This window comes from Streptomyces lushanensis, assembly GCF_001700515.1.
In the GTDB taxonomy this organism is placed as follows: Bacteria; Actinomycetota; Actinomycetes; order Streptomycetales; family Streptomycetaceae; genus Streptomyces; species Streptomyces lushanensis.
Window position 1 is genome coordinate 1 of record NZ_MAUD01000288.1, and the last position, 22,086, is coordinate 22,086.

Below are 22,086 nucleotides of genomic sequence, written 5' to 3' on the forward strand. Positions count from 1 at the left end.
TCTCGACACCCACCGCGCCGGGCACGGCCAGCAGATTGGCCAGGGCGAAGCCGCCCGCCCGGTAGACGATGTCCTGCGCGGCGAGCGAGGAGTGTCCGGCGCCGAAGGCGAAGATCCGGCCGCCGGCGGCGACGGCGTCGGCGACGGCCCGGCCGGCGGCGGCGACCCGGGCGGACTCCTCGTCCCTCACGCGTTGCAGCAGTCCGATCGCGGCATCGAGGAACTGACCGGCCAGCTTGCTCTCGCTCATTGAGGAGGCCCTCCCAGGCGTGGGGTTTCCGGGGGTTTTCGTGGGGTGTTTCCCGAGGTGTTCCCGGGAGTGTTCCCAGAGGTGGGAATGTCTGTGCCGCGGATCACGTTGAGGTCTGGACCATTGCTCTGTCAATACGGCTGCCGGACCGCCCGACGGGCACCGCCCGGCTGGTTCTCCCGGCCATTCCATGGTCACGCCACTTCGGCGTTCCCCGGCGCGGCACGGTTGTCGGCGGTATGCGTCAGAATTGGTCAAGGGCCAGCGCACGATTTATTCGAGGGGCATGTATGTCCGGACTGATCGACACGACGGAGATGTACCTCCGCACCATCCTTGAGCTGGAAGAGGAAGGTGTGGTCCCAATGCGTGCCCGGATCGCGGAGCGGCTCGACCAGAGCGGGCCGACGGTCAGCCAGACCGTGGCCCGGATGGAGCGGGACGGGCTCGTGCAGGTGGCGGGCGACCGGCATCTGGAGCTGACGGAGGAGGGGCGCAGGCTGGCGACCCGCGTCATGCGCAAGCACCGGCTCGCCGAGTGTCTGCTGGTCGATGTGATCGGCCTGGAGTGGGAGCAGGTGCACGCCGAGGCATGCCGCTGGGAGCACGTGATGAGCGAGGCGGTGGAGCGGCGGGTGCTCGAACTGCTGCGCCACCCGACGGAGTCGCCGTACGGGAACCCGATTCCGGGCCTGGAGGAGCTGGGCGAGAAGACGGAGGCGGATCCGTTCCTCGACGCGGGAATGGTGAGCCTGGCGGAGCTGGACCCGGGCGCCGAGGGCAAGACCGTGGTGGTGCGGCGGATCGGTGAGCCCATCCAGACCGACGCCCAGCTCATGTACACGCTGCGGCGCGCGGGAGTGCAGCCCGGGTCCGTGGTGAGTGTGACGGAGTCTCCCGCCGGGGTATTGGTGGGAAGCGGCGGCGAGGCGGCGGAGCTGGTCTCCGAGGTCGCGTCACATGTCTTCGTCGCCAAGCGCTGACACGGACTCGAACGTCGCGGACGTCATGGCACCGGCTGCGCACGGGCGATGAGCCGGTGCGGGCGCGGGCGCGGAGGCACCGGGGGGCGCGCCCGTGACCGGGGGCGCGCTTTCCGGCGGAAAGGCAGCGGTGGGACGCCTCGCGTGCCAGGCTGTCGCTGAGGCATGTGACCTGAAGGCGGCCGGGATCCCGGCCCCACGCCCGGGGAGGGGAGCAGGGTTGTGCGCCTGTGTGGGGGTGGGCCCGGCAGTGGCGACGGACACGAAGCGTCGCGGGTGTCGTACGGCCTGTGCGACCTGGGGGTGACGCGCCCGGATGCGCGGTGCGAGGGCGGCTCCGGCGCCTCGCGGCGCCGGAGCCCGTCCTCCCCTTCGCTGACCCGGAGCCCCGAGCTCCCAGGGTCATTCCCCTCGGACCGTCATCCCCGAGCGGTCCGCCTCCCGGTGAAGATCTCCCCAGGGCCACGTCCGGCAATCCTTGATCATGGTCACTCGAACGAGCGGTGTTGCTCGGGGGGAACGTGTTTTCGAACGGGAGTTCGATAGTCTGACTCGGCTGGACGCACGCACATCGGGCCGGAAGCGGAATGGGACGGCTGACGGCCTCCGGCGATCATTTCAGGGACGACCACCCGTACGACCACTCACACGACCAGTTGTACGACCACTCAGGACCGAAGGGGGTGCCTGGACGCATGGTGCGGCGTATCGATGTGACCGGAGCGGACGGTGTACGTCTCGCTGCCTGGGAGTTTGCCGACCCGCCCGAGCGGCATGAGGAGGCGGGTCCGGAGAGGACCTCCGGTGCCTTACTCCTGCACGGGCTCATGGGCCGCGCCTCGCACTGGGCGGCCACGGCGCGCTGGCTCTCGGCGCGGCACCGCACGGTCGCGCTCGACCAGCGGGGCCACGGTCTGAGCGACAAGCCGGCGGAAGGACCGTTCACGCGCGAGGCGTATGTCGCCGACGCGGAGGCGGTGATCGAACAGCTCGGGCTGGCGCCCGTGACGCTCATCGGCCACTCGATGGGCGCGCTCACCGCCTGGCAGCTCGCGGCCAGGCGTCCCGATCTGGTCCGGGCCCTGATCATCTGCGACATGCGGGCCTCGGCGCTGGGTGTGGCGTCCCAGCGGGAGTGGAGCGACTGGTTCCGGTCGTGGCCCGTCCCGTTCGCGACGCTCGCGGACGTACGGAAGTGGTTCGGCGAGGACGACCCCTGGGTGGAGCGCCCCGCACCGGCGCGCGGTGAGTTCTTCGCCGAGGTGATGACGGAGCGCGCGGACGGCTGGCATCCGGTCTTCTCCCGCCACCAGATGCTCATGGCCCGGGAGACCTGGGTCTACGACGCCCACTGGGAGGAACTGGCGCAGGTCCGCTGCCCGACCCTGGTGGTCCGCGGTCTCGACGGCGACCTGGGGCGGGCGGAGGCCCAGGAGATGGTCCGGGTGCTGCCCCGCGGTCAGTACGCGGAGGTCACGGACGCGGGATACCTGGTCCACTACGACCAGCCGGCGGCCTGGCGGGCGGCGATCGAACCGTTCCTGGAAGGCGTACTGACCTCGTGAGAGGCGGTCCGGCACGGAACGAACACGCGCCGGACCGCTCGGCCGCCCGTCCAGGGCCGCCCGCTGCTCGCCCCTGGTCTCTCTCCCGCCGCCTCCTGCCGGACCGTTTCGCCGGACCGCCCCGCCGCCCGTCCGTGGCCGCCGGGAGCTCTCAGCCCTTGCTGACCGCCGTCAGGATCTCCGGCAGCCGGGCCGCCGTGCGCGGCGCGGCCAGCCGCAGGCCCAGGGCCGCCGTCAGCGCGCCGTACACCGTGCCCACGGGGAAGAGCAGCCAGGTCCAGCCGTCGGCGCCCGCGACATGGAGCCAGATCGTCACCGCGATCACCGGCGCGCAGATCAGGGCCGCGCCGAGCATTCCGCCGAAGATGGAGATCCAGGCGAGACCGGCCTGCCCCGGCGCGACGTTCTTGTAGCCGCTGTCCTGCGGTATCGAGTACGGGAAGCGGGCCGAGGCCACCGCGCCCGTCGCCAGCATCGCGCCGAGCAGCGCGAACGACAGCCCCAGCGCCTCGGGCAGGGCGTGCCAGTCGCCCAGCAGGGCGGCCGTCGCCACGGTCACCACCGCCGAGTACGGCAGGGTGATCACCAGCAACGCCAGGGCGCGGGCGCGCAGTTCGAGATAGGCGTCCCGCGTCGAGGAGATCGTCAGCGCCACCATCCAGAAGGCGGAGGTGTCCTGGCCGAACTGGTTGTACATCTGGATACCGAGCATCCCGGCCGCGAAGCACGCGAAGTAGATCGTGCCCCGGCCCTGGAGCGCGTTGAACAGCGGCACGATCAGACCGATGGCCAGCGAGGTCACCCAGGCCGCCTTGGTCTTCGGATCGCGCCACACATAGCGCAGACTGCGCAGCATCACCGTGCCCGTACGTCCTCCGGGCAGCAGCCGTCCCAGCCGTCCCGCCGCCGACGCGGACTCCTTGCGCGACGGTTCGGCCGCCGCGAGCGTCGAGCCGTCCGGGGCCGTCATCAGCTTCACGAGCGACCGCCGCCACACGTGGAGCAGGGCCGCCAGCGCGCCCGCCGACAGCAGCAGTTGCGCCACGGCGACCGCGTACGCGCCCTCGCTCGCCGAGTCCACCGCGCCGATCGCCGACGCGGGCGGCACCCACCGCAGGATCCCCGCCGCCGGATCGAGCGCCGAGAGCCCGCCCGCGTCACCGAGCCGCTGCGCGCCGAAGTTGACGACCTGGATGCCCACCGCGACCACCAGACCGCTCAGCACCGCCAGATCGCGGCCCTTGCGCGAGGTCAGCAGCCGGACATTGGCGGTCGCGACGGCCCGCGCCAGCGCCACACAGATCAGCAGCACCAGCGGTACGGCGAGGACCGCGACGGCGGTGGCCGCCGCGCCGTGTCCCACCGCGATCGCCGAGCCGACCGCCAGACAGAGCGAGAACAGCGGCCCGAGGCCCACCAGCGACGCCACCAGCAGCGCCCTGACCAGCGGTCGCGGACGCAGCGGCAGCATCACCAGCCGGGTCGGGTCCAGCGTCTCGTCACCGCCGGGGAAGAACAGCGGCATCACCGCCCAGCCCAGCGCCAGCACGGCGGTCAGCAGGACCACGACCGTTCCCGCGTGATCGTTTCCGCGCAGCAGCACCAGCCCGAGGAGCTGGCCCGCCGCGACGAGCACCGCGAAGACCGCGGAGACGGCATAGGCGGCGGTACGGCCCGAGGACTGCCGCAGCCCGTTGCGCAGGAGGGCGAGTTTCAGCCGTACGAACACGGGGGTGAGCGAGGGAGTGCTTCGGGCACCACTCGCGCCTGCCGCGCCTGCCGCACCACTCGCGCCTGCCGCGCCTGCCGCACCACTCGCGCCTGCCGCGCCTGCCGCACCACTCGCGCCTGCCGCGCCTGCCGCACCACTCGCGCCTGCCGCGCCTGCCGCACCACTCGCGCCTGCCGCGCCTGCCGCACCACTCGCGCCTGCCGCGACGGCCCCGCTGGCGCCGTCGCTCGTACCGGCCCCGGTGGCGCCCCCGCCCGTACCGGTCACGCCGCCCGTGCGGGCCGGGGTCCCGTCCGTTCCGCTCATCGGGAGCCGCCCAGCCAGTCCAGGCTCTCGCCGGTGTCGCGGCCCTGCGCGCCGACCAGTTCCAGAAAGGCGCTCTGGAGGGACGGCGCGCCGCCGCGTACCTCCGCGAGGGTGCCCTGCGCGCGGATACGGCCCGCCGCCATCACCGCCACCCAGTCGCAGAGCGACTCGACCAGCTCCATCACATGGCTGGAGAAGACGACCGTCGCGCCCGAGTCCGTGTAGCGCTCCAGGACACCGCGGATCGTCTGCGCCGAGACCGGGTCGACGCCCTCGAACGGCTCGTCGAGGAAGAGGACCTCCGGGTTGTGCAGCAGCGCCGCCGCCAGGCCGATCTTCTTCCTCATGCCCGTCGAGTAGTCCACGACCAGCTTGTGCTGGGCGCCCGCCAGGTCCAGTACGTCGAGGAGCTGGGTGGCGCGCTTGTCGACCTCGGCACCGGGCAGCCCCCGCAGCCGCCCGGTGTAGCCGAGGAGTTCACGCCCCGAGAGCCGCTCGAAGAGCCGCAGTCCCTCCGGCAGCACGCCTATCCGCGTCTTGACCTCCGCGACCTCCGCCGGGTCGCGCCAGACGTCGTGCCCGGCGACCAAAACCCGTCCCTGGTCCGGCCTGAGCAGGCCCGTGATCATGGAGAGCGTCGTGGTCTTGCCGGCACCGTTCGGGCCGACCAGACCGATGAACCGGCCCGCGGGCAGTTCGAGATCGATACCGGCGACGGCGATCTGCCCGCCGAACCGTTTCCAGAGCCCCTCGACACGGACGGCGGGGACGGCCGGAGCGGCGGGGACGGCGGGGACGTGGGCGGCGGGCGGCGACGTCCCCGCCGCGCCCGTCACCCGGCCCGTCCCGTCCGCCCCGGCGGCCCGCTGCCCTGGTGTCTCGTCCGGTGCCTGTTCCCGTGGCTGGTCCGCCATCTCGTACTGCCTTTCGGTGTCCGTACAGCTACGGCACCACCCTACGTACGGCCTCCGTACCGCGTACCGCCTGTGCGGGGCGCGTGCGCCGGGCGGCGGCCTCCCGACCGCAGGCGTAGGCCAGCGCGCTCATCAGCTCGTCCACATCCGGCAGCCAGCGGTTGGCGAGCGTGGGCCGGCGGGCCCACTGCACCGCGCCTGCGCCGCCGATCCGGGTCGGCGGCGCCGCCACATAGTGACCCTCGCCGCGCGCGACCAGATCGATCGCCTCCGGCGCCCAGCCCTGCCGCCGTACCAGCTCCGCCGTCTTCGCCGCCGCGCCGGGCAGGACGAAGAACAGCATCCGCCGGTCCGGAGTGCAGGTCACCGGGCCGAGTGTGACATTCATCCGCTCCATCCTGGCCAGCGCGAGGAAGCCGGCCGACTCCGGCACGTCGAGCGCGTCGAAGGTCCGTCCCGTCGGCAGCAGGACCGATGCCCCGGGCCGGCCCGACCACAGCGCGCGCGCCTCGGCGGCGCTGCCCGTCGCCTGCGCCGCCCAGTCCGGTCCTGCCGCGTGCGCCCCCGGCGACGGGCAGTCCGTCCGGCCGCACGAGCACCTCTCCGCGCCCCCCACCGCCTCCAGCCAGGTGCCGGGGAACACGTCCCAGCGCCTCTCCTCCGTGTACCGCACCGCGCTCTCCAGCAGCAGGTCGCTCCGCTGCTGGGGGATCCGCGCGGCGTCCCTGACTCCGATCGTCTCTTCCACGCCCAGCACAACTCCCGCCGTCACCACGGGTTACGGGCGCACGGCGCGGCACCGCCGGGGGCCGAATCCGCAAGTGGGGCGCATCGATGCATGGGCGGGGGCGCGCATGAACAGGTCGACCGGTATCCGGGTAGCCACCCTCGGGGGTCCGACACCATGAGGGGACGCGGTGGAAGCACAAGACCGGCCCGACCGTGTTTACCGCTGTTTCCCGAGAATCATCGAATACTTCCGTTATCTCCGAACATGCGCATTCTCTGCAGATCTGCCGGGCATTGGTCACTCAGCTGATCACTGCGGCCACAGGGGGTATCCAATTGGCAGCCAGGCCTCTCGTCGCGCGCCAGCCGAACGAACGGCTCCAGGCGCTCATCCAGGAAGCCGGGTGCTCCAACGCCGGGCTCGCCCGGCGCGTCAACATGGTGGGTGCGGAGCGTGCGCTCGACCTGCGGTACGACAAGACATCGGTGGCACGCTGGCTGCGCGGACAGCAGCCACGCGGCCGGGCGCCGGGCATCATCGCCGAGGCGCTCGGCCGGAAGCTGGGCCGTACGGTCACGATCGACGAGATCGGTATGGCGAACGGCAAGAACCTCGCCTCGGGCGTCGGCCTTCAGTTCTCGCCGACCGTGCTCGGCGCGATCGAGCAGGTCTGTGAGCTGTGGCGGAGCGATGTGGGCCGCCGCGACTTCCTCTCCGGCTCCGCCGTGGCGTCCTCGGCGCTCGTCGAGCCGAGCCGGGACTGGCTGATCACGGCCGCCGATCCGGCCGTGGCGCGCAACTCCGGCGCGCGGGTGGGGGATTCGGACGTCGAGGCGGTGCGGGCGATGACGCGCGCGCTCATCGATCTGGACCACCGCTTCGGCAGCGGCCATGTCCGGCCGGTCGTCGTCCACTACCTGAACAGCGTGGTGGCGGGCCTGCTCTCCGGTTCGTACCGCGAGGCGGTCGGCCGCCGGCTCTTCGCCGCCGTCTCCCGGCTGACGGAACTGGCCGGCTACATGGCGGTCGACACCGGACAGCCCGGACTCGCCCAGCGCTACTACATCCAGGCGCTGCGGCTGGCCCAGGCGGCGGGGGACCGGGGGTACGGCGGCTATGTGCTCGCCGCGTCCATGAGCCATCTCGCGGCGCAGCTCGGAAATCCGCGGGAGATCGCGCAGTTGGCACGGGCGGCGCAGGAGGGAGCGCGCGGCCAGGTCACCCCGCGCGCGCAGGCCATGTTCCACGCGGCGGAGGCGCGCGGCCACGCGCTGATGGGCGACGGCCGCACATGCGAGGCGGTGGCGGGCCGGGCCGTGACGGCGCTGGAGCACGCGGACGCGGCCTCGGGCGACGATCCGGAGTGGATCGCCCACTTCGACCAGGCCTATCTCGCCGACGAACTGGCGCACTGCTACCGAGATCTGGGAGAGCCGGAGGCGGCCGGCCAGCACGCCGCGGAGTCGCTGGAGGGCCATCCCGAGTCCCGGGCGCGGCGGCGGGCGATCGGACTGGTCCTGCTCGCCATGGCCCAGGTCCAGCAGCGCGAGGTGGAGCAGGCGTGCCACACCGGGACACGCGCGGTGGAGCTGCTGGGCACGCTGCGCTCCAGCCGGGGCGCGGAGTATCTGGACGACCTCCAGCAGCGGCTGGAGCCGTATGCCAACGAGCCCGCGGTGCGGGAGTTCGGGGCGCGGCTGGAGATCCAGGCGGCGTGAGGGTGCGCGGGCGGAGGGGGTTCCGCGCGGTGTGAGGGCGTGCGGGCGCACGGGGGTTCGCGCGTCGTGGGGGCCGGACGGCGTGAGGGGCCGGACGGTCCTGAGGAGCCCGGGCGGTGAGGGTTCTGTGCGGACGTCTTACGGGCGGGTGTCGGGCCGGGGGCGTTCGTGAGAATGCCGTGCGAAGCCGTGAGCGTGCCGTGCCGGGCGTGCGGCGTTGACCAAGTCGGCGGCGGGCGGGCTGGATCCGGTTCCGGTACCGGCGTTCCGAGGGGACGGGCCGTTCCTGGATCCGGGCGCGTGGCAGAGGCCGCGATTCACCCGGTAGCGTGAACCGACGTTCGGTAGGCCAACACGTTCCACATGTAGGAGTCCCGGTGACGCACAGCGGACAAGGGGACGAGCCGCAGCACCCCGCCGCTCGGCCCGCGCACGAAGGCGTTGTGCTGCCCGGTGACGGCAGCGCGCCCTGGGTTCCCGGCCGCTCCGCGGAGCCGCCCGCGCAGGGCCCCGCGGGCGGGCAGCCGTGGGGACAGCCCTGGGGACCGCAGGACGGCTCCCAGGAGCAGTCCGGGTACGGCGAGGCGGGGCACGGCGGACCGCAGTCGTACGGGCCTCAGCCGGGCGCCCAGCCGTACGGACAGCAGGACGGCGTCCCCTACGGCGGCGGGCTCCCGCAGCCGCTTCCGCAGGGTCAGCCGCTCCCGCAGGCCCAGGGTCAGCCGCTCCCGCAGGCCCAGGGACACGGACAGGGCTACCAGGAACAGGGCGGTTACCAGGGGCACGACCTCCAGGGCCTCCCCGGCCTCCCGGGGCAGGGACAGCTTCCCGGGCAGGTCCAGGGGCACGGCATGGGCCTGCCCTTCCCGCAGCAGGAGCAGCAGCCGTACCAGCCGCAGGGACAGTCCCCGCGGCACGCGCAGCCGCAGCCGCTGCCCGCGGAGGCGCCTGCCCAGGGCGGCGCGGACGCCACGCGGTATCTGCCGCCGGTGCCCGCCGTGCCGGGCATGCCCGTGACGGGGGACTCGGACGCGACCCAGTTCATCGCACCGGTCCCGGCGGGCCCCGGCCATGGTCCCGGCGGGGGCCCCGGCACGCTGCCGCCGGAGAACGCCGCGGAGGCCACCCAGTTCCTGCCCTCGCCCATCCCGGGCGCGGGCCCGGACGCGGACGCCACGCAGTACATCGCGCCCGTACCGGCGCAGCAGGGCCCGGCGCACGCCGGCCCCGGGCAGGCCCGGTCCGTTCCGGCGGCGCCTCCCGGTGCGCCGTTCGGCGTCAGGCCCGGCGAGCCCGGCGAGCGCCAGCCGCCCGCGGAGTTCGACAGTCTCTTCCGTACGGACGCGCCCGGCGGCGGCCAGGGCGCGGACTCGACACAGCCGCTGCCCCAGTTCGACGCGGGACGCGGGCCTCAGCCGTCCGCCCACCGGGCCCCCGCCGCGCCTCACGCGCCGCAGCAGCGGACCTCGTACGACCCGCCGGGCCGGGCGGCGGCACGGGAGGCCCAGGGCCGGTCCGCGGGCCGCCGCAAGTCCTCGCCCCTCCCGCTGATCGCGGCCGTCGTGGTCGGCTGCGCCGTGCTCGGACTGGGCGCGGGCGCGCTGATGAGCGGCGGCGGCGACAGCCCGGCGCAGGACGACAGCAAGACGGTGGCCGCGGCGAGTTCGCCCCCCGCCGAGGAGTCTCCCGGGCAGAGCGCGCCCGACCCGGCGAAGACGCAGGCCGAGGCGCTCGACAAGCTGCTCGCGGACAGCGGTGACAGCCGTGCGACGGTCATCGCGGCGGTCGAGTCCATCAAGTCCTGCGACAACCTCGATCAGGCGGCCACGGATCTGCACGGCGCCGCGGAGCAGCGCCGTGATCTGGTGACCCGGCTGAAGGACCTGACACTCGACAAGCTCCCGGACAACGGCGAGCTGACGTCGTCGCTCACGGACGCCTGGCAGGCGTCCGCCTCGGCGGACGACCACTACGCGAACTGGGCCAGGCAGTCGAAGGGCAGGAAGAACTGCCGGGGCGGCCAGGCCCGCTCGACCGAGCAGGCCGCCGAGGCCAACCGCGCGAGCGGCGAGGCCACGGCGGCCAAGCAGAAGGCCGCGGAGCTGTGGAACGGCATCGCGGCCAAGTACAACCTCACGGAACGCGCCCCGACCCAGCTCTAGGCCCCAGCTTCAGGGCGCGCCCGGTCCCGGGCGTCCAGTCCGGTCCGGGACGTCCCGCCCGTGCCCGGACAGGTCCTCGGGCGCGGGACACGCGGGCGACCGCACGGCCGTGGTCAGTTGTCCTCAGGATCCGGCTCGAAGGTGAAATAGACGCTCAGGGTGCAGGGTTCGTCCTCGTCGTGCGCGAAATCCCATGACACGTCCACCAGGAAGACCCTCTGTTCGCTCACCCACTCGTGGGCCTTCCCGAAGACCTCGGCGGCGGTCGCGCCGGTGAACAGCTTCCTGGCCATCGGATGCACCTGGGTGTCGTCATCCGTGTCGTCGAAACCTTCGGGAACGTCCAGGCGAAGGCTCGGACCGAGTCGGTCGCTCATACGTGCCATGGTCGTCCGCGAGGACCCGGGCGCACCAGTGCCCCGCGCTTGACGGGTGCCGCGCACGGGGCGGGCTACGACGTCGTGTTGCCCAGGGTTCGGCCCACGTCGATGAAGCCCTTCTTCTGGGACACCAGGCGGCCTTCGTGGACCACCTGGAACGTGACCTCCCTGTTGACGATGCGGGGGAAGCCCGGGGCGCCCAGCATGTCCTCGTAGCGCCAGCGCAGGGGCGGGGTGAGGCCGCCGGTGTTCACCTGGATGCCGCGGTCCAGGGTGTCGGCGATCTTGCCCGCTGTGATGGTGTTGTCGTCGATCGACTCGATGATCTGCTTCAGCGCGGTGTACGCGATCCAGGTGGTCTGCGGGCCCGGGTCGGCCGGGTCGATGTCGTTGTCGCCGAAGGCGTACTTGTCGACCACGTTCCGCATCGCCTTCCAGGCCGGATCGGTCGCCACCGGATACCAGCCGGTCAGGTACGCGCCCTCGAAGGGACCGTTCTTGCCGCCCGTGCTGTTGATGAGCGACTGGCTCACGCTGCCGAGGACCGAGGAGACGCGGATGCTCCGGCCGTCCTCGGGCACCCGGCGGTAGGAGTCGAAGAAGGTCTCCGTACGGTCGCCGAGCACCGTCGTCACACAGCCGCCGTCCTCCGCCGCCGCGCGCGCCTGCTCGGCCGGGTGGGTGTAGTCGGTGGCGTCCTCCGCCGCGCGGACGTCACGCGCGGAGCCGCGACCGCCCTCGCCCAGACCGGAGTTGAGCAGTCCGGGCAGATCGTCGCCGGTGATGGTGTCGGGCCGTACCAGCGCCGTCCGCTTGCAGTCATGGGCCAGCTGCCGTCCGTTGCCGGCGAGAAGGGTCGCCTGGCCGCCGTTGACGGGATAGGAGAGGAAGCTGTTGAACTCCTCCTCGGTGAGCCCGTACCCGCCCAGGAACGGGATGGACGCGGCTTCCAGCGGCGCCATGAACTCCCGGCCGTGCTGGCTGTACGAGCCGACGACCGCGACCGCGTTCTCCTTGACCGCGCGGCGGGCGCAGTCGGCGGCGCCCGCGGTCTCGTTCTTCTCGTCGCAGGTGAGGACGCGCAGGGTGTGGCCGTCGATACCGCCGTTGGCGTTGACCCAGCGCGCGAACGCCTTCGCCATGGCCGGCATCCCCGGCTGATTCGTGGCGTTCGTGCCGATCGGCGCCCAGGTCATCACCGTGACGGGCTCCCTGGAGCCCCCCGGGCCACCAGGGAGAACACCGCAGCCGACGAGAAGCGACGCCCCCGCCACCGCCATGCAAACGGCGCGTATCGCACCGGACTGGAAGGGGCGGGACAAGGATGAGCGTCGCCAACCGGTCATAGCCATGCAGGCTGCCGCTCCCAGGTAACGCCGGAGTGTGGAAGCTTCAACGTTTAATGACTTAGGGGTGAATTACAGGAGCCCGCCGGGCCGCCGCGCGCGGACCGTAGAGTCAAGGACTGTGCAGCAAGGTTCCGAGAACTCTTCCCGTCGTGCCCGTCACTCCCGCACCATGGGCGGCATGCCGCTCAATGACATGCCATGGTGGCGCTGGCGCAGCAATGTGCGCTCGGCGCTGCACATGCTTTCCGATCCCGTCTTCCACCAGGACTACTGGCTGGCCGGCGCCGAGGGCTACGGCGACGTCACGGACGCCGTGTACCGGCTGGTCGAGGACACCTGGCTGGACAACTGGTCCGCCGAGAAATACGTCGGCACGATCTTCCGCGACTCGGGAGAGGCCGCCCTGGTCGATCTCGCCGTCCTGCGGGTGCTCCGCATCATGCACCAGGTCGGCGCGGACGCGCCCGTGTCCGCCTATCTGGAGCACCACGGCTGGCCCGAGGCGGTACGGGCGGCCCGCGAGGCGCATGTACGGCTGGCGACCAGCGACGGGGACGATCCGGACACCGTGCCGAGGTCGCTGGACGTGCTGCGGATCATGACGCGGTCGGTGTGACTGCCGCCGGGTCCCGCGCCGGTGTGGGATCCTCTGAGGTCATGAGCACCGCCGCCCCGCAGCAGCAGCCCGCCGCGAACGCGCCCGCAGCACCCGGACAGCACGTCTCTCCGCCCGAGCAGTACGTACTGACGCTGTCCTGCCCGGACAAGCAGGGGATCGTGCACGCCGTGTCGAGCTATCTCTTCATGACCGGCTGCAACATCGAGGACAGCCAGCAGTTCGGCGACCACGACACCGGCCTCTTCTTCATGCGGGTGCACTTCTCGGCCGACGCGCCGGTGACCGTGGAGAAGCTGCGGGCCAGCTTCGCCGCCATCGGGGACGCCTTCCGGATGGACTGGGAGATCCACCGCGCCGGTGAGCGGATGCGGGTGGTCCTCATGGTCAGCAGGTTCGGCCACTGCCTCAACGATCTGCTCTTCCGGGCCGGGACCGGCGCCCTGCCGGTGGAGATCGCGGCGGTGGTCTCGAACCATACGGACTTCGCCGAGCTGGCCGCCTCGTACGGCATCCCGTTCCACCACATCCCGGTGACCAGGGACACCAAGGCCGCCGCCGAGGCGGAGCTGCTGGAGCTGGTGCGCGCGGAGCGCGTGGAGCTGGTGGTGCTGGCCCGCTACATGCAGGTGATCTCCGACGATCTCTGCAAGCAGCTCAACGGCCGGATCATCAACATCCACCACTCCTTCCTGCCGAGCTTCAAGGGCGCGAAGCCGTACCACCAGGCGCACGCGCGCGGTGTGAAGCTGATCGGCGCGACCGCGCACTATGTGACGGCCGATCTCGACGAGGGCCCGATCATCGAGCAGGAGGTCGAGCGCGTGGGCCACCAGGTCACCCCGGAGCAGCTGGTGGCGATCGGCCGGGACGTGGAGTGCCAGGCGCTCGCGCGCGCGGTCAGGTGGCACGCGGAGCACCGGATCCTGCTCAACGGGCACCGTACGGTCGTCTTCGGCTGACCCGGGCGCGGGCGACGGCCGGGCCGACCCGCCCGTACGGCTCGCCGACCTGCCCGTACGGCTCCGGGGGAACGGCACGCCCGGCCGGGACGGTCCCGGTCCCGTACGGGCCGCGCCCCACCCCCACGATCCCGGTCCCGTACGGTCCGCCCGGCCCGTACGGGTCGCTCAGAGGCGGCTCATCGAGGCCGCCGCGAACAGGACGTCCCTGATCGCCTCGCGGTCGCCCTCCTGTCCGGCCGCCGCCTCCTCCGGCGACACATGGCCCGCCACGAGCTGGCAGAACTCGACCGCGTCCAGGGCGATCTGGCCCACCGAGCGCTCGGGGCTGCCCAGCGCGGCCGGCGAGTCCAGGGCGATGTACCAGCTTCCGCCGCCCGCGCCCTCCACCTCCAGCCGCAGCGACCTGCCGGGCGCGCCCGCGGCCACCAGATCCCGGGCGGGCCCGGCCAGACCGCTGCGGCGCCGGGTCGCGAGCGCGGACGGCAGCACCCGGGCCGCCAGATCGATCATCCGGTGCAGATGGGCGCCGGCCGGCGGTTCGTACGGATAGGACACCGCCTCCGCGATGTCCGCGCCGTGCACCCAGCACTCGAAGGCCCGGTCCAGCAGCGCGTCACGCAGCGGCAGGGCGAAGAAGTCCCCGTACGACACGGAGAGTTCGGCGACACCGCGGCCGGCGAAGGACACCGTACGGATCAGGGTGTGGCTCTGCTCGCGCCAGGGCTCGTGGACGGCGCGGGTGGGCGGGGACGTCGCGGTCCGCCAGAAGAGCTCCGTGCGGTCGGTGGGATCGTCCGGGGCGCCGGAGCCGAGCGGGTCGTCGAGACCGAGAGAACCGACGACCAGGCCGTCCACGGTCATGAGATGGCCGATGACCCCGGCGACGGTCGTCCTGCGCGCGACGGGCCGCTCCTCCTCGAACCAGCTCAGCCGGACCGGCGCGTGCCACTCCGCGTCGCCGAAGTCCCGCAGCAGCGCGTCGAGCCGCGCGGTCTCGGCGTCGTACGGGGCGGCCCAGTCCGGCACGGGTATCCGGGCGGGCCTGCGGCCGAGACAGCTCTCCAGCACCCGCGAGCGCAGCAGCGGATCGAGGTCCAGGCTCCGGTCGGCGTGCAGCAGGCCGACGGCGTCGCGGAGCCGCAGCGCCTCCTCGGCGCAGGGCGCGCACTCGGTGAGATGTTCCTCGACCTGCGCGGTCTCCTCCGCCGAGCAGGCGGCGAGCGCCCAGGCACCCAGCAGCGAGGTGAGCACCTTGTGCGTCAGCTTCCGCGCCGGGACCTCGTTCTCCGCCGGGATCTCGTTCTCCCTCCGGATCTCGGGCTCCTCCCTCGGGATCTCGGGCTCCTCGGGCGCGGCCGGGGACATGTCCGGGGCGGGTCCCGTCACCGTCACCGGGTCGCGCGCCGGGTCGCGCGCCGGGTCGTGCCGTGGCGCCGCGGACGGCGCGAGGTCGTCGGCGGCCGGTCTCGGGCCCGGTATGCGCGGATGCGCCGGCCGGTCCTCCCGGCCACGGCCGGAGAAGTCGCCGTCCTGAGGGCCGGTCACCGGGTGCGTCCGCTGCCCGGCGGCGGGAAGCCGTCCGCCGCCCGCAGGTCGGCCGTCGCGAGGAGTTGCAGCCCGAGCCGGAGCCGGCGGCGCGCCTCGTCCTCGGAGACGCCGAGGTCCGCCGCGGCCTGGCGGTAGTTCCTGCGCCGGAAGTACGCCAGCTCCAGCGCGGCCCACAGCGGTGTCGGCATCGACCTGACGATGTAGTCCGCGCGGGCCGCCGCCGAGGCCTGGCGTATCTTCTGCTCCAGCTCCTCCGCCGTGCCCTCGCCGCTCGCCTCGTACGCCTCCGCCTCGGTCCGCCGGAACCGGTCCACCGCCATCTCGCGTGTGATGTTCGCCACCCAGGACCTCATCGAGCCCTGCTTGGGGTCGTACGTGCCCGGGTTGTCCCAGACATGGCTGAAGACGTCCTTGGTGACGCGGTCGGCCGCCTCGTCGTCGTCGAGCACACGGTGGGCGAGGCTGCGCACCAGCGGCGCGAACCGGTCGTACAGCTCACCGAGCGCGGCGGCCTCGCCCCGCGCGAGCCGCTGCTGCATCCTGCGGTCCCACCGGGGTGGTGTGTCCTTCGCCATACGACCCCCAGCCCTGTTCCTGCGCCCGTCCGTCAGCCCTGCCACCATCATGTCGAAGCCCGCCCTCGCTTCGAATGTAGTGGGCGGTGCCGAGGACACACGCCCCTTTGTGGCAAGTGCGCCCCCACAGCACTCATCACGTTTCGGACGGGCCCAACGGGGCAGACGCGACGCGGTCGTGGGCATGGTCCCGGCCGACGGGACGTGGGGGCTCTCCGTGCAACGGAACACACAGGAGCCGTCCGCCGTCGTACCCTCCGGGGATGGACAGCGCAGAGTACGAGGCCAAGATCGCCTCCCGGTTCGCCGCCTTCGACCAGGACGGCAGCGGCTACATCGATCGCGAGGACTTCAGCGGGGCGGCGGCGGCCCTGCTCGCCGAGTTCGGCACGACCGCCCGTTCCGACAAGGGGCAGGCGCTCTACAACGGCGCCGAGGCGTTCTGGCAGGGCATGGCCGGCATCGCGGACGTGGACGGTGACCAGCGGGTCAGCAGGCAGGAGTTCGTGACGGGCGCGGTGAAGCGGCTGCGCGACAACCCCCGGCGGTTCGCGGAGATCGCCCGTCCGTTCCTGCGCGCGGCGATCGCCGTCGCCGACGAGGACGGCGGCGGAGTGACTCCGGCGGCGGCCGAACGGGCGCTGCTGGTGCTGGGAGTCGTCGCCGAGGCGGCGGCGCGGGTGGCCGTGGAACTGGACGCGGACGGCGACGGCAGGATCCACGAGGAGGAGATCCTGGCCGGCTTCGCCGCGTACTACGTCACACCTGAACCCTGATCGCGCCCGGGGCCGGTGATCCGGCCCCGCTTCGCCCGACCAGTCTTCCGCCCGGGTTGCGTTGCGCCCGGGTCGTGTTGCGCCGGGCTCCGCCGTGTCCGGGCGCCGTTCCGCCCGCCCGCGTTTTGCTCGCCCGCCTTCCGCCGGGCCGCGTTCCGCCGGGCCGCGTTCCGCCCGCCCGCGTTGCGCAGGCCCCGCCGTGTCCGGGCGCCGCTCTCGTCCCGGTCCCGTGGCGCGGGCTCGCCGTGTCCGGAGACCGTGCGCCCGCTCGTTCGGTGATTGTGCGCCCGCATGCAGGCGATCCGGTCCCGTCCGTCCGTTCTCGCCGGGAAAGTTCTGGCCTCGACCTGCCGTAGCGTCACCGTGCGTGGCGAGAGGTGCCCTCCCGCGGTCGATACCGGGTTGTGTCCTTACGGCGGGCCGTCACAGGCCGGAGTCGCTCCGGCCTCCGGTACGCTCCATGAGGTGCGAGAGGTTGTGAGGCGCGAGGGTCGCGGTGTCGCCAGGACGGCGGCTCCGGGACCGAGAATGTGCGCCGCTCGCGCGGTACGGAGGCGCCGTGCGCGCCCATGTTCGACTCCCCGCGGCGCGCGTCGCACAGTATGCGCGACGCGTACTCCTTCGCGCTGGAATATGCCCGAAGCGCTTGTTGCGGTGACTGTACGTCAACCATGCTGTGTCGCAAGGAAATCACGTTCAGTGATCCTTTCGAGGACCTTGTCGAGGCGCGAGGCGATGTGTCCGCCGGTTCGGATGGTGTGAGCGGTGCAGGTGCTTCAGGTTCAGTTGGAGGTCGGGGCCGATCCGGCCGAGGTGGGCCGGGCCCGTCGATGGGCCCGTTCCCGGCTCGTCGGCTCCGGTATAGGGGACGACGAACCGGTCGCCGAGACCTTGATCCTGCTCATCTCGGAGCTGGTCACCAACGCCGTGGTGCACACCGGCTGTCCGGCCGTGCTGCGGATGCTCTTCGGACCCGGTGCGGCCGAGGCGGGCACCGTACGGGTCGAGGTCGCCGACACCAGCGCCGCGCCGCCGCGTCCGCGCCACGCGGACGGCGAGGACACCAACGGGCGCGGTCTGGAACTGGTCGACGGGCTCGCCGACCGGTGGGGCTGGCAGCCGGAGGGCGCGGGCAAGCGCATCTGGTGCGAGGTGGACCGGCGCGCGCCGGAAGCCGCCTCGGGCGCGTACGCCCCGGCCTCCTCGGCCTCCCGCAAGCCGGCCCCCTACGAACCGTCCTGCGTGATCCCGCGTCCCGCGTGACGCGTGAGCCCTCCGGCCGCGAGCCCCTCGACGGTGAGCTCTCCGGGGGCGGTTGACGGGCTCCCGTGTCCCGTCGTCGCGCGGAACGTACGCCGGTAGACCGTCGGCGGCACGCCCAGCACCGACTGGAGGTGCTGGCGCATCGACTGCGCCGTACCGAAACCCGCCTCCCGCGCCACCTGGTCGACCGAGAGACCGGTCGACTCCAGCAGCTGTCTGGCCCGTTCGACCCGCTGCCGCACCAGCCACTGACCGGGGCTGATGCCCGCCTCCTCACGGAACCGGCGCGTGAACGTCCGTACGGACATGGACTCCTGCTCCGCCATGTCACGGAGCTGGATCGGCTCATGGAGCCGGGCGAGCGCCCAGTCCCTGGCGGCGGCCGTGGTCGCGAGCTGCGGTTCGGGAATCGGCCGCCGTATGTACTGCGCCTGGCCGCCGTCCCGGTGCGGCGGGACGACCGTACGGCGCGCGACGTCGTTGGCGACCGCCGTGCCGTGGTCGCGGCGCAGCATATGCAGACAGAGATCGATTCCGGCGGCGACCCCGGCCGAGGTCAGTACGTCGCCGTCGTCGACGAACAGGACGTCCGCGTCGACCTTGATCTGCGGGAACAGCCCCTGGAAATGGGCGGCATGGGACCAGTGCGTGGTCGCCGGGCGGCCGTCCAGGAAGCCCGCGGCGGCCAGCACATAGCTGCCGGTGCAGATGGAGACCATCCGGGTGTCCGGCCGCAGATGGGTGAAGGCGGCGGCGAGTTCGTCGGTGAGCACGCCCTCGGTGAAGACGGGACCGAGTCTGAAGGAGGCGGGCACGATCACGGTGTCGGCGGTGGCGAGCACCTCGGGACCGTTCTCGACGAGGATCGAGAAGTCCGCGTCGGTACGGACCGGACCCGGCGCCCGGACCGCGCAGGTGACGATCTCGTACAGCGGCCTGCCCCAGGAGTCGAAGGCGCGCCCGAAGATCCGCTGGGGGATGCCCAGTTCGAAGGGGATCAGCCCTTCGAGGGCGAGTACGGCGATCCGGTGCGACGGGCGGTACGGGACGGGTGAGTCCGGCGGCGGGTCCTGCATGGGGCGCTCCTGTCGGGTGGGTTCGGCCGGCGGCCCGTCCGGTGGCGGTCCGCTTCGTGGATGCCTCTTGGAGGTCTGGACCACGTCTTGATAGGTGTCACCTCTGTGACAGACAAGCGTGTGGCGGCAGAGGCCGTTCCCGAACGGGCCGGTTCCGGGTCCGGCGTCCATGGCGGTCTCCCGGACACGGCGGGGCGCACCCTCTGGAACCCGGACTTCCGGCTCTTCTTCCTCGCTCGTACCGTCGCGCGCTTCGGTGACGGCATGGTGCCGGTGGCCCTCGCCGCCGGACTGCTCGACGCGGGATACGGCGCCTCGTCCGTGAGCTTCGCGCTGGGCGCGTGGATGGCGTGCTTCGCCGGCTTCGTGATCGTCGGCGGAGTGCTGGCGGACCGGTTCACACCCCGCCGGATGATGGTGCTGGCGGACGGGATACGGCTGGTCGGTACGGCGGTGCTCGCCGTCGCGTTCGTCATGGGACCGCCGGCGCTCTGGCTGGTGTACGCGCTGAGCGCGCTCAGCGGGCTGGGCGCGGCGGTCTTCCAGCCGGGGGTGGCCAGCATGCTGCCGCTGATGGCGCCGGACGTGCAGCGCGGGAACGCCGTCCTGCGGGTCGCCGAGTCGCTGACGGCGATGGCCGGTCCCGCGGTCGCGGGCGCGCTGGTCGGGTTCGGCGGTCCCGGTGTGATCTTCGCGGTCAACGCGGCGACCTTCGCGGTCAGCGGGATCTGTCTGTTCCTGATCCGGATGCCCTCCGTCGTGCCGGTGACCGGCGCGTCGATGCTCTCCGAACTGATCGGCGGCTGGCGGGAGTTCCGGGCGCGGTCCTGGCTCTGGGGGGTGATCGCGGTCTGGTCGGTGTACGGCATCACGGTCCTCGGCCCGATCACGCCGCTGGAGGCGGTCGTCGTCACCGAGCGGCACGGCTCGGCGATGTTCGGGGTGATGATGACGGTGACCGGCGCGGGCAACGCGGTGGGCGGGCTGATCGCGATGCGGCTGCGACCGCGCAGACCGCTGTTCGCCGGGACGTTCGCGCTGTTCGGGGTGGTCGCGAACGTGCTGGTGCTGGCGTACGGCGTACCGGTGCCGCTGCTGGCCGCGGGGTTCTTCCTCGGCGGTGTGTCGCTGGCGTTCTGGCTGGTCATGTGGTCCACGACGGTCCAGACGCAGATCCCGGCCGAGGCGCTGAACCGGCTGCACGCGTATGACGTCGCGGGCTCACTGATCATGCTCGCGGTCGGGCGGGCGCTGGCCGGTCCGGTGGCCGAGGCGGTGGGGGTACGGGAGGTGCTGGTGGCGGGCGCGGTGATCAATGTGGCGGTGTGCGGTGTGCTGCTGGCGGCGCCGGCCGTCAGAGGGCTGCGCCGGGTGGAGTAGCACGGGTTCGGGCCGGCAGGGGCGGGTCGGTTCGGGCCAGGAGGCCCGGGAGGGCCGGGACGCATGGCCCGATCGTAGCGAATGCTGTCTCTCGGGCCACTCGTAAGGACTGTTCCGTCCATCGATCCTGTCTGACGTGACACAGTCAACCGAACTTCCCGCCGAGGACCACGCGGCACAGTCGTCCGGCGCTCCCGGCGCTCCCGGCGCTCCCGGCGCTCCCGGCGCTCCCGGCGCTTCCCCCGCGCCCGGCGCGCGGCGTATGTCGCGCGCGCCTCGTACGCCTCGTACACCCGGACGTATCCACCGGGCGTGGTTCGTCGCCGCCGTCGCCTTCGTGACGATCATCGGTGCCGCGGCCTTCACCTCGCTCCCCGGTCTGCTGATCGAACCGCTGCACACGGAGTTCGACTGGTCCCGGGGCACGATCGGCTTCGCGGTCTCGGTCAATCTGGCGCTGTACGGGCTGACGGCGCCGTTCGCGGCGGCGCTGATGGACCGGTTCGGCATCCGCCGGGTCGTGGCCGTGGCGCTGACCGTCATATCGGTCGGATCTGTCCTGACGGTCTGGATGACCGCCGCCTGGCAACTGGTGCTGTACTGGGGCATCCTGGTCGGCCTCGGCAGCGGCTCGATGGCGCTGGCCTTCGCGGCGACGGTGACCAACCGCTGGTTCGTGGCGCGGCGCGGTCTGGTCACCGGGATACTCACCGCGGCGGGCGCCTCCGGGCAGCTGGTGTTCCTGCCGCTGCTCTCCTGGCTGGTGGAGAACCACGGCTGGCGGCCGGCCGCGATCACGGTCTCGCTGGCCGCGCTGGCGGTCGTCCCGTTCGTCTGGCTGCTGCTGCGGGACCATCCGGCGGACGTGGGTCTGCCGGCGTACGGCGCGAAGGAGTTCGTCGCCAAGCCCGCGCCGGTGCCGGGCGCGGCGCGGCGGGCGGTCACGGTGCTGCTGTCGGCGGCGCGTACGGGGCCGTTCTGGCTGCTGGCCGGTACGTTCGCGATCTGCGGCGCCTCGACGAACGGCCTCGTCAAGACCCACTTCGTACCGGCGGCGCACGACCACGGCATGCCGATCACGGCGGCGGCGTCGCTGCTCGCGGTGATCGGTGTCTTCGACGTGGTCGGCACGGTCGCCTCCGGCTGGTTCACCGACCGCTTCGAGTCCCGCCGGCTGCTGGCGGTGTACTACGCCCTGCGCGGTGTCTCGCTGCTCTTCCTGCCGATGCTGCTGGCGCCCTCGGTCCATCCGCCGATGGTCTTCTTCATCGTCTTCTACGGTCTGGACTGGGTCGCGACCGTCCCGCCGACGATCGCCCTGTGCCGTGAGCACTACGGCGAGGACAGCGCGATCGTCTTCGGCTGGGTCCTCGCCTCCCACCAGGTGGGCGCGGCGATCGTGGCCTTCGCGGGCGGTCTGGCCCGGGACGTCTTCGGCTCCTACGACGTGGTCTGGTACGCCTCGGGCGCGCTCTGCGCGGCGGCGGCGCTGATGGCCCTGGTCATCCGGCGCCCTTCGGCGCCGTCGGCGCCCAAGGCTCTGCCGGTCCCGGCCTGACGGACGCCGGTCGGTCGTGTCATCGGCCGCCGGCCGGACGTGCCGGTGGCCGGTGTCTCCCGCGAGGAGGCGGAGGGCCACTACTTCAACGGCCAGGGCGTGTCCGGCCCCGGTCCTGCCGGAGGGGCTGACGGTCCGCGCGGCGACGGGGTCAGGGGCGGCGGGAGAGGGCTTTGGCTATGCGGTGGGCGTCGATCGCGAGTTCGCGGAGCATGCCGCTGATCGGATTGGTGAAGCCGG

At 72.6% G+C, this 22,086-nt stretch carries 19 protein-coding genes; 10 read left to right on the forward strand and 9 right to left on the reverse strand.

The window, feature by feature from the left end; translation table 11 throughout:
• A partial coding sequence (locus BFF77_RS22605; protein WP_141698492.1) for an SIS domain-containing protein occupies nucleotides 1–250 on the reverse strand: 250 nt, incomplete at its 3' end.
• A 290-nt stretch (nucleotides 251–540) separates the two neighbouring features.
• Here BFF77_RS22605 and BFF77_RS22610 point away from each other — a divergent pair.
• Together BFF77_RS22610 and BFF77_RS22615 are read left to right on the forward strand one after the other, a co-directional pair.
• On the forward strand, nucleotides 541–1,233 hold the full coding sequence (locus tag BFF77_RS22610; RefSeq protein ID WP_066952804.1) for an iron-dependent transcriptional repressor DtxR: 693 nt from the start codon (nucleotides 541–543) through the stop codon (nucleotides 1,231–1,233).
• A 695-nt stretch (nucleotides 1,234–1,928) separates the two neighbouring features.
• Nucleotides 1,929–2,798 carry an alpha/beta fold hydrolase gene (locus BFF77_RS22615; RefSeq protein WP_066952826.1) on the forward strand — a complete coding sequence of 290 codons (870 nt, stop codon included), beginning with the start codon at nucleotides 1,929–1,931 and terminating at the stop codon, nucleotides 2,796–2,798.
• A 151-nt stretch (nucleotides 2,799–2,949) separates the two neighbouring features.
• Here BFF77_RS22615 and BFF77_RS22620 read toward each other — a convergent pair whose 3' ends face one another.
• From BFF77_RS22620 to BFF77_RS22630, 3 genes are all read right to left on the reverse strand, one after another.
• Nucleotides 2,950–4,527, reverse strand: a complete 1,578-nt coding sequence (locus BFF77_RS22620; RefSeq protein WP_066952806.1) for a transporter — start codon at nucleotides 4,525–4,527, stop codon at nucleotides 2,950–2,952.
• A gap of 305 nt (nucleotides 4,528–4,832) precedes the next feature.
• Complete coding sequence (locus BFF77_RS22625; protein ID WP_079125390.1) at nucleotides 4,833–5,750, reverse strand: ABC transporter ATP-binding protein; 918 nt, start codon at nucleotides 5,748–5,750, stop codon at nucleotides 4,833–4,835.
• Between the two features lie 28 nt (nucleotides 5,751–5,778).
• The gene (locus tag BFF77_RS22630; RefSeq protein ID WP_066952808.1) at nucleotides 5,779–6,507 is read right to left on the reverse strand and encodes a bifunctional DNA primase/polymerase; all 729 of its coding nucleotides are present in this window, start codon (nucleotides 6,505–6,507) and stop codon (nucleotides 5,779–5,781) included.
• Between the two features lie 308 nt (nucleotides 6,508–6,815).
• On the opposite strand from BFF77_RS22630, the gene BFF77_RS22635 reads away from it, so the two are divergent.
• Both BFF77_RS22635 and BFF77_RS22640 read left to right on the forward strand, forming a co-directional pair.
• Entirely contained in the window at nucleotides 6,816–8,198 is a 1,383-nt protein-coding gene (locus BFF77_RS22635; protein WP_066952810.1) for an NsdA family TPR-like regulatory protein, read from the forward strand.
• Between the two features lie 377 nt (nucleotides 8,199–8,575).
• Nucleotides 8,576–10,360, forward strand: a complete 1,785-nt coding sequence (locus BFF77_RS22640) for a hypothetical protein (RefSeq protein WP_066952812.1) — start codon at nucleotides 8,576–8,578, stop codon at nucleotides 10,358–10,360.
• A 113-nt stretch (nucleotides 10,361–10,473) separates the two neighbouring features.
• Here BFF77_RS22640 and BFF77_RS22645 read toward each other — a convergent pair whose 3' ends face one another.
• Both BFF77_RS22645 and BFF77_RS22650 read right to left on the reverse strand, forming a co-directional pair.
• Entirely contained in the window at nucleotides 10,474–10,737 is a 264-nt protein-coding gene (locus tag BFF77_RS22645; RefSeq protein WP_066952814.1) for a hypothetical protein, read from the reverse strand.
• A gap of 74 nt (nucleotides 10,738–10,811) precedes the next feature.
• Nucleotides 10,812–12,086 carry an ABC transporter substrate-binding protein gene (locus BFF77_RS22650; protein WP_066952815.1) on the reverse strand — a complete coding sequence of 425 codons (1,275 nt, stop codon included), beginning with the start codon at nucleotides 12,084–12,086 and terminating at the stop codon, nucleotides 10,812–10,814.
• 172 nt (nucleotides 12,087–12,258) lie between these two features.
• On the opposite strand from BFF77_RS22650, the gene BFF77_RS22655 reads away from it, so the two are divergent.
• Both BFF77_RS22655 and purU read left to right on the forward strand, forming a co-directional pair.
• Nucleotides 12,259–12,705 (forward strand): SCO4402 family protein, encoded by a 447-nt coding sequence (locus BFF77_RS22655; RefSeq protein WP_066952816.1) that lies wholly within the window; start codon nucleotides 12,259–12,261, stop codon nucleotides 12,703–12,705.
• A 41-nt stretch (nucleotides 12,706–12,746) separates the two neighbouring features.
• Entirely contained in the window at nucleotides 12,747–13,667 is a 921-nt protein-coding gene (gene purU / locus BFF77_RS22660; RefSeq protein WP_245703650.1) for a formyltetrahydrofolate deformylase, read from the forward strand.
• A 168-nt stretch (nucleotides 13,668–13,835) separates the two neighbouring features.
• On the opposite strand, the gene BFF77_RS22665 is transcribed toward purU, so the two are convergent.
• Nucleotides 13,836–15,215, reverse strand: a complete 1,380-nt coding sequence (locus tag BFF77_RS22665; RefSeq protein WP_066952817.1) for a zf-HC2 domain-containing protein — start codon at nucleotides 15,213–15,215, stop codon at nucleotides 13,836–13,838.
• Nucleotides 15,212–15,793 carry an RNA polymerase sigma factor gene (locus BFF77_RS22670; RefSeq protein ID WP_066952818.1) on the reverse strand — a complete coding sequence of 194 codons (582 nt, stop codon included), beginning with the start codon at nucleotides 15,791–15,793 and terminating at the stop codon, nucleotides 15,212–15,214. Before BFF77_RS22670 ends, BFF77_RS22665 begins: the two co-directional genes overlap by 4 nt.
• Before the next feature lie 263 nt (nucleotides 15,794–16,056).
• Between BFF77_RS22670 and BFF77_RS22675 the strand changes: the two genes are divergently transcribed.
• A complete protein-coding gene (locus BFF77_RS22675; RefSeq protein ID WP_066952820.1) occupies nucleotides 16,057–16,569 on the forward strand; it encodes an EF-hand domain-containing protein in 513 nt (170 codons plus the stop codon).
• Between the two features lie 765 nt (nucleotides 16,570–17,334).
• Entirely contained in the window at nucleotides 17,335–17,832 is a 498-nt protein-coding gene (locus BFF77_RS22680) for an ATP-binding protein (protein WP_107422219.1), read from the forward strand.
• On the opposite strand, the gene BFF77_RS22685 is transcribed toward BFF77_RS22680, so the two are convergent.
• Entirely contained in the window at nucleotides 17,796–18,908 is a 1,113-nt protein-coding gene (locus BFF77_RS22685; RefSeq protein ID WP_079125392.1) for a GlxA family transcriptional regulator, read from the reverse strand. The two genes, BFF77_RS22680 and BFF77_RS22685, sit on opposite strands and share 37 nt — an antisense overlap.
• A 105-nt stretch (nucleotides 18,909–19,013) precedes the next feature.
• Between BFF77_RS22685 and BFF77_RS22690 the strand changes: the two genes are divergently transcribed.
• Both BFF77_RS22690 and BFF77_RS22695 read left to right on the forward strand, forming a co-directional pair.
• Complete coding sequence (locus BFF77_RS22690) at nucleotides 19,014–20,288, forward strand: MFS transporter (RefSeq protein ID WP_245703651.1); 1,275 nt, start codon at nucleotides 19,014–19,016, stop codon at nucleotides 20,286–20,288.
• A 262-nt stretch (nucleotides 20,289–20,550) separates the two neighbouring features.
• Nucleotides 20,551–21,846 (forward strand): MFS transporter, encoded by a 1,296-nt coding sequence (locus tag BFF77_RS22695; protein WP_066952824.1) that lies wholly within the window; start codon nucleotides 20,551–20,553, stop codon nucleotides 21,844–21,846.
• Nucleotides 21,847–22,086: the final 240 nt, after the last annotated feature.

Bases quoted from the DNA above. Each gene is read 5' to 3' on its own strand.
- BFF77_RS22675 (WP_066952820.1), top strand. From the start codon at position 16,057: ATGGACAGCGCAGAGTACGAGGCCAAGATCGCCTCCCGGTTCGCCGCC.
- BFF77_RS22655 (WP_066952816.1), top strand. From the start codon at position 12,259: ATGGGCGGCATGCCGCTCAATGACATGCCATGGTGGCGCTGGCGCAGC.
- BFF77_RS22645 (WP_066952814.1), bottom strand. From the start codon at position 10,737: ATGAGCGACCGACTCGGTCCGAGCCTTCGCCTGGACGTTCCCGAAGGT.
- BFF77_RS22685 (WP_079125392.1), bottom strand. From the start codon at position 18,908: ATGCAGGACCCGCCGCCGGACTCACCCGTCCCGTACCGCCCGTCGCAC.
- purU (WP_245703650.1), top strand. From the start codon at position 12,747: ATGAGCACCGCCGCCCCGCAGCAGCAGCCCGCCGCGAACGCGCCCGCA.
- BFF77_RS22670 (WP_066952818.1), bottom strand. From the start codon at position 15,793: ATGGCGAAGGACACACCACCCCGGTGGGACCGCAGGATGCAGCAGCGG.
- BFF77_RS22610 (WP_066952804.1), top strand. From the start codon at position 541: ATGTCCGGACTGATCGACACGACGGAGATGTACCTCCGCACCATCCTT.
- BFF77_RS22695 (WP_066952824.1), top strand. From the start codon at position 20,551: ATGTCGCGCGCGCCTCGTACGCCTCGTACACCCGGACGTATCCACCGG.
- BFF77_RS22650 (WP_066952815.1), bottom strand. From the start codon at position 12,086: ATGACCGGTTGGCGACGCTCATCCTTGTCCCGCCCCTTCCAGTCCGGT.
- BFF77_RS22615 (WP_066952826.1), top strand. From the start codon at position 1,929: ATGGTGCGGCGTATCGATGTGACCGGAGCGGACGGTGTACGTCTCGCT.
- BFF77_RS22625 (WP_079125390.1), bottom strand. From the start codon at position 5,750: ATGGCGGACCAGCCACGGGAACAGGCACCGGACGAGACACCAGGGCAG.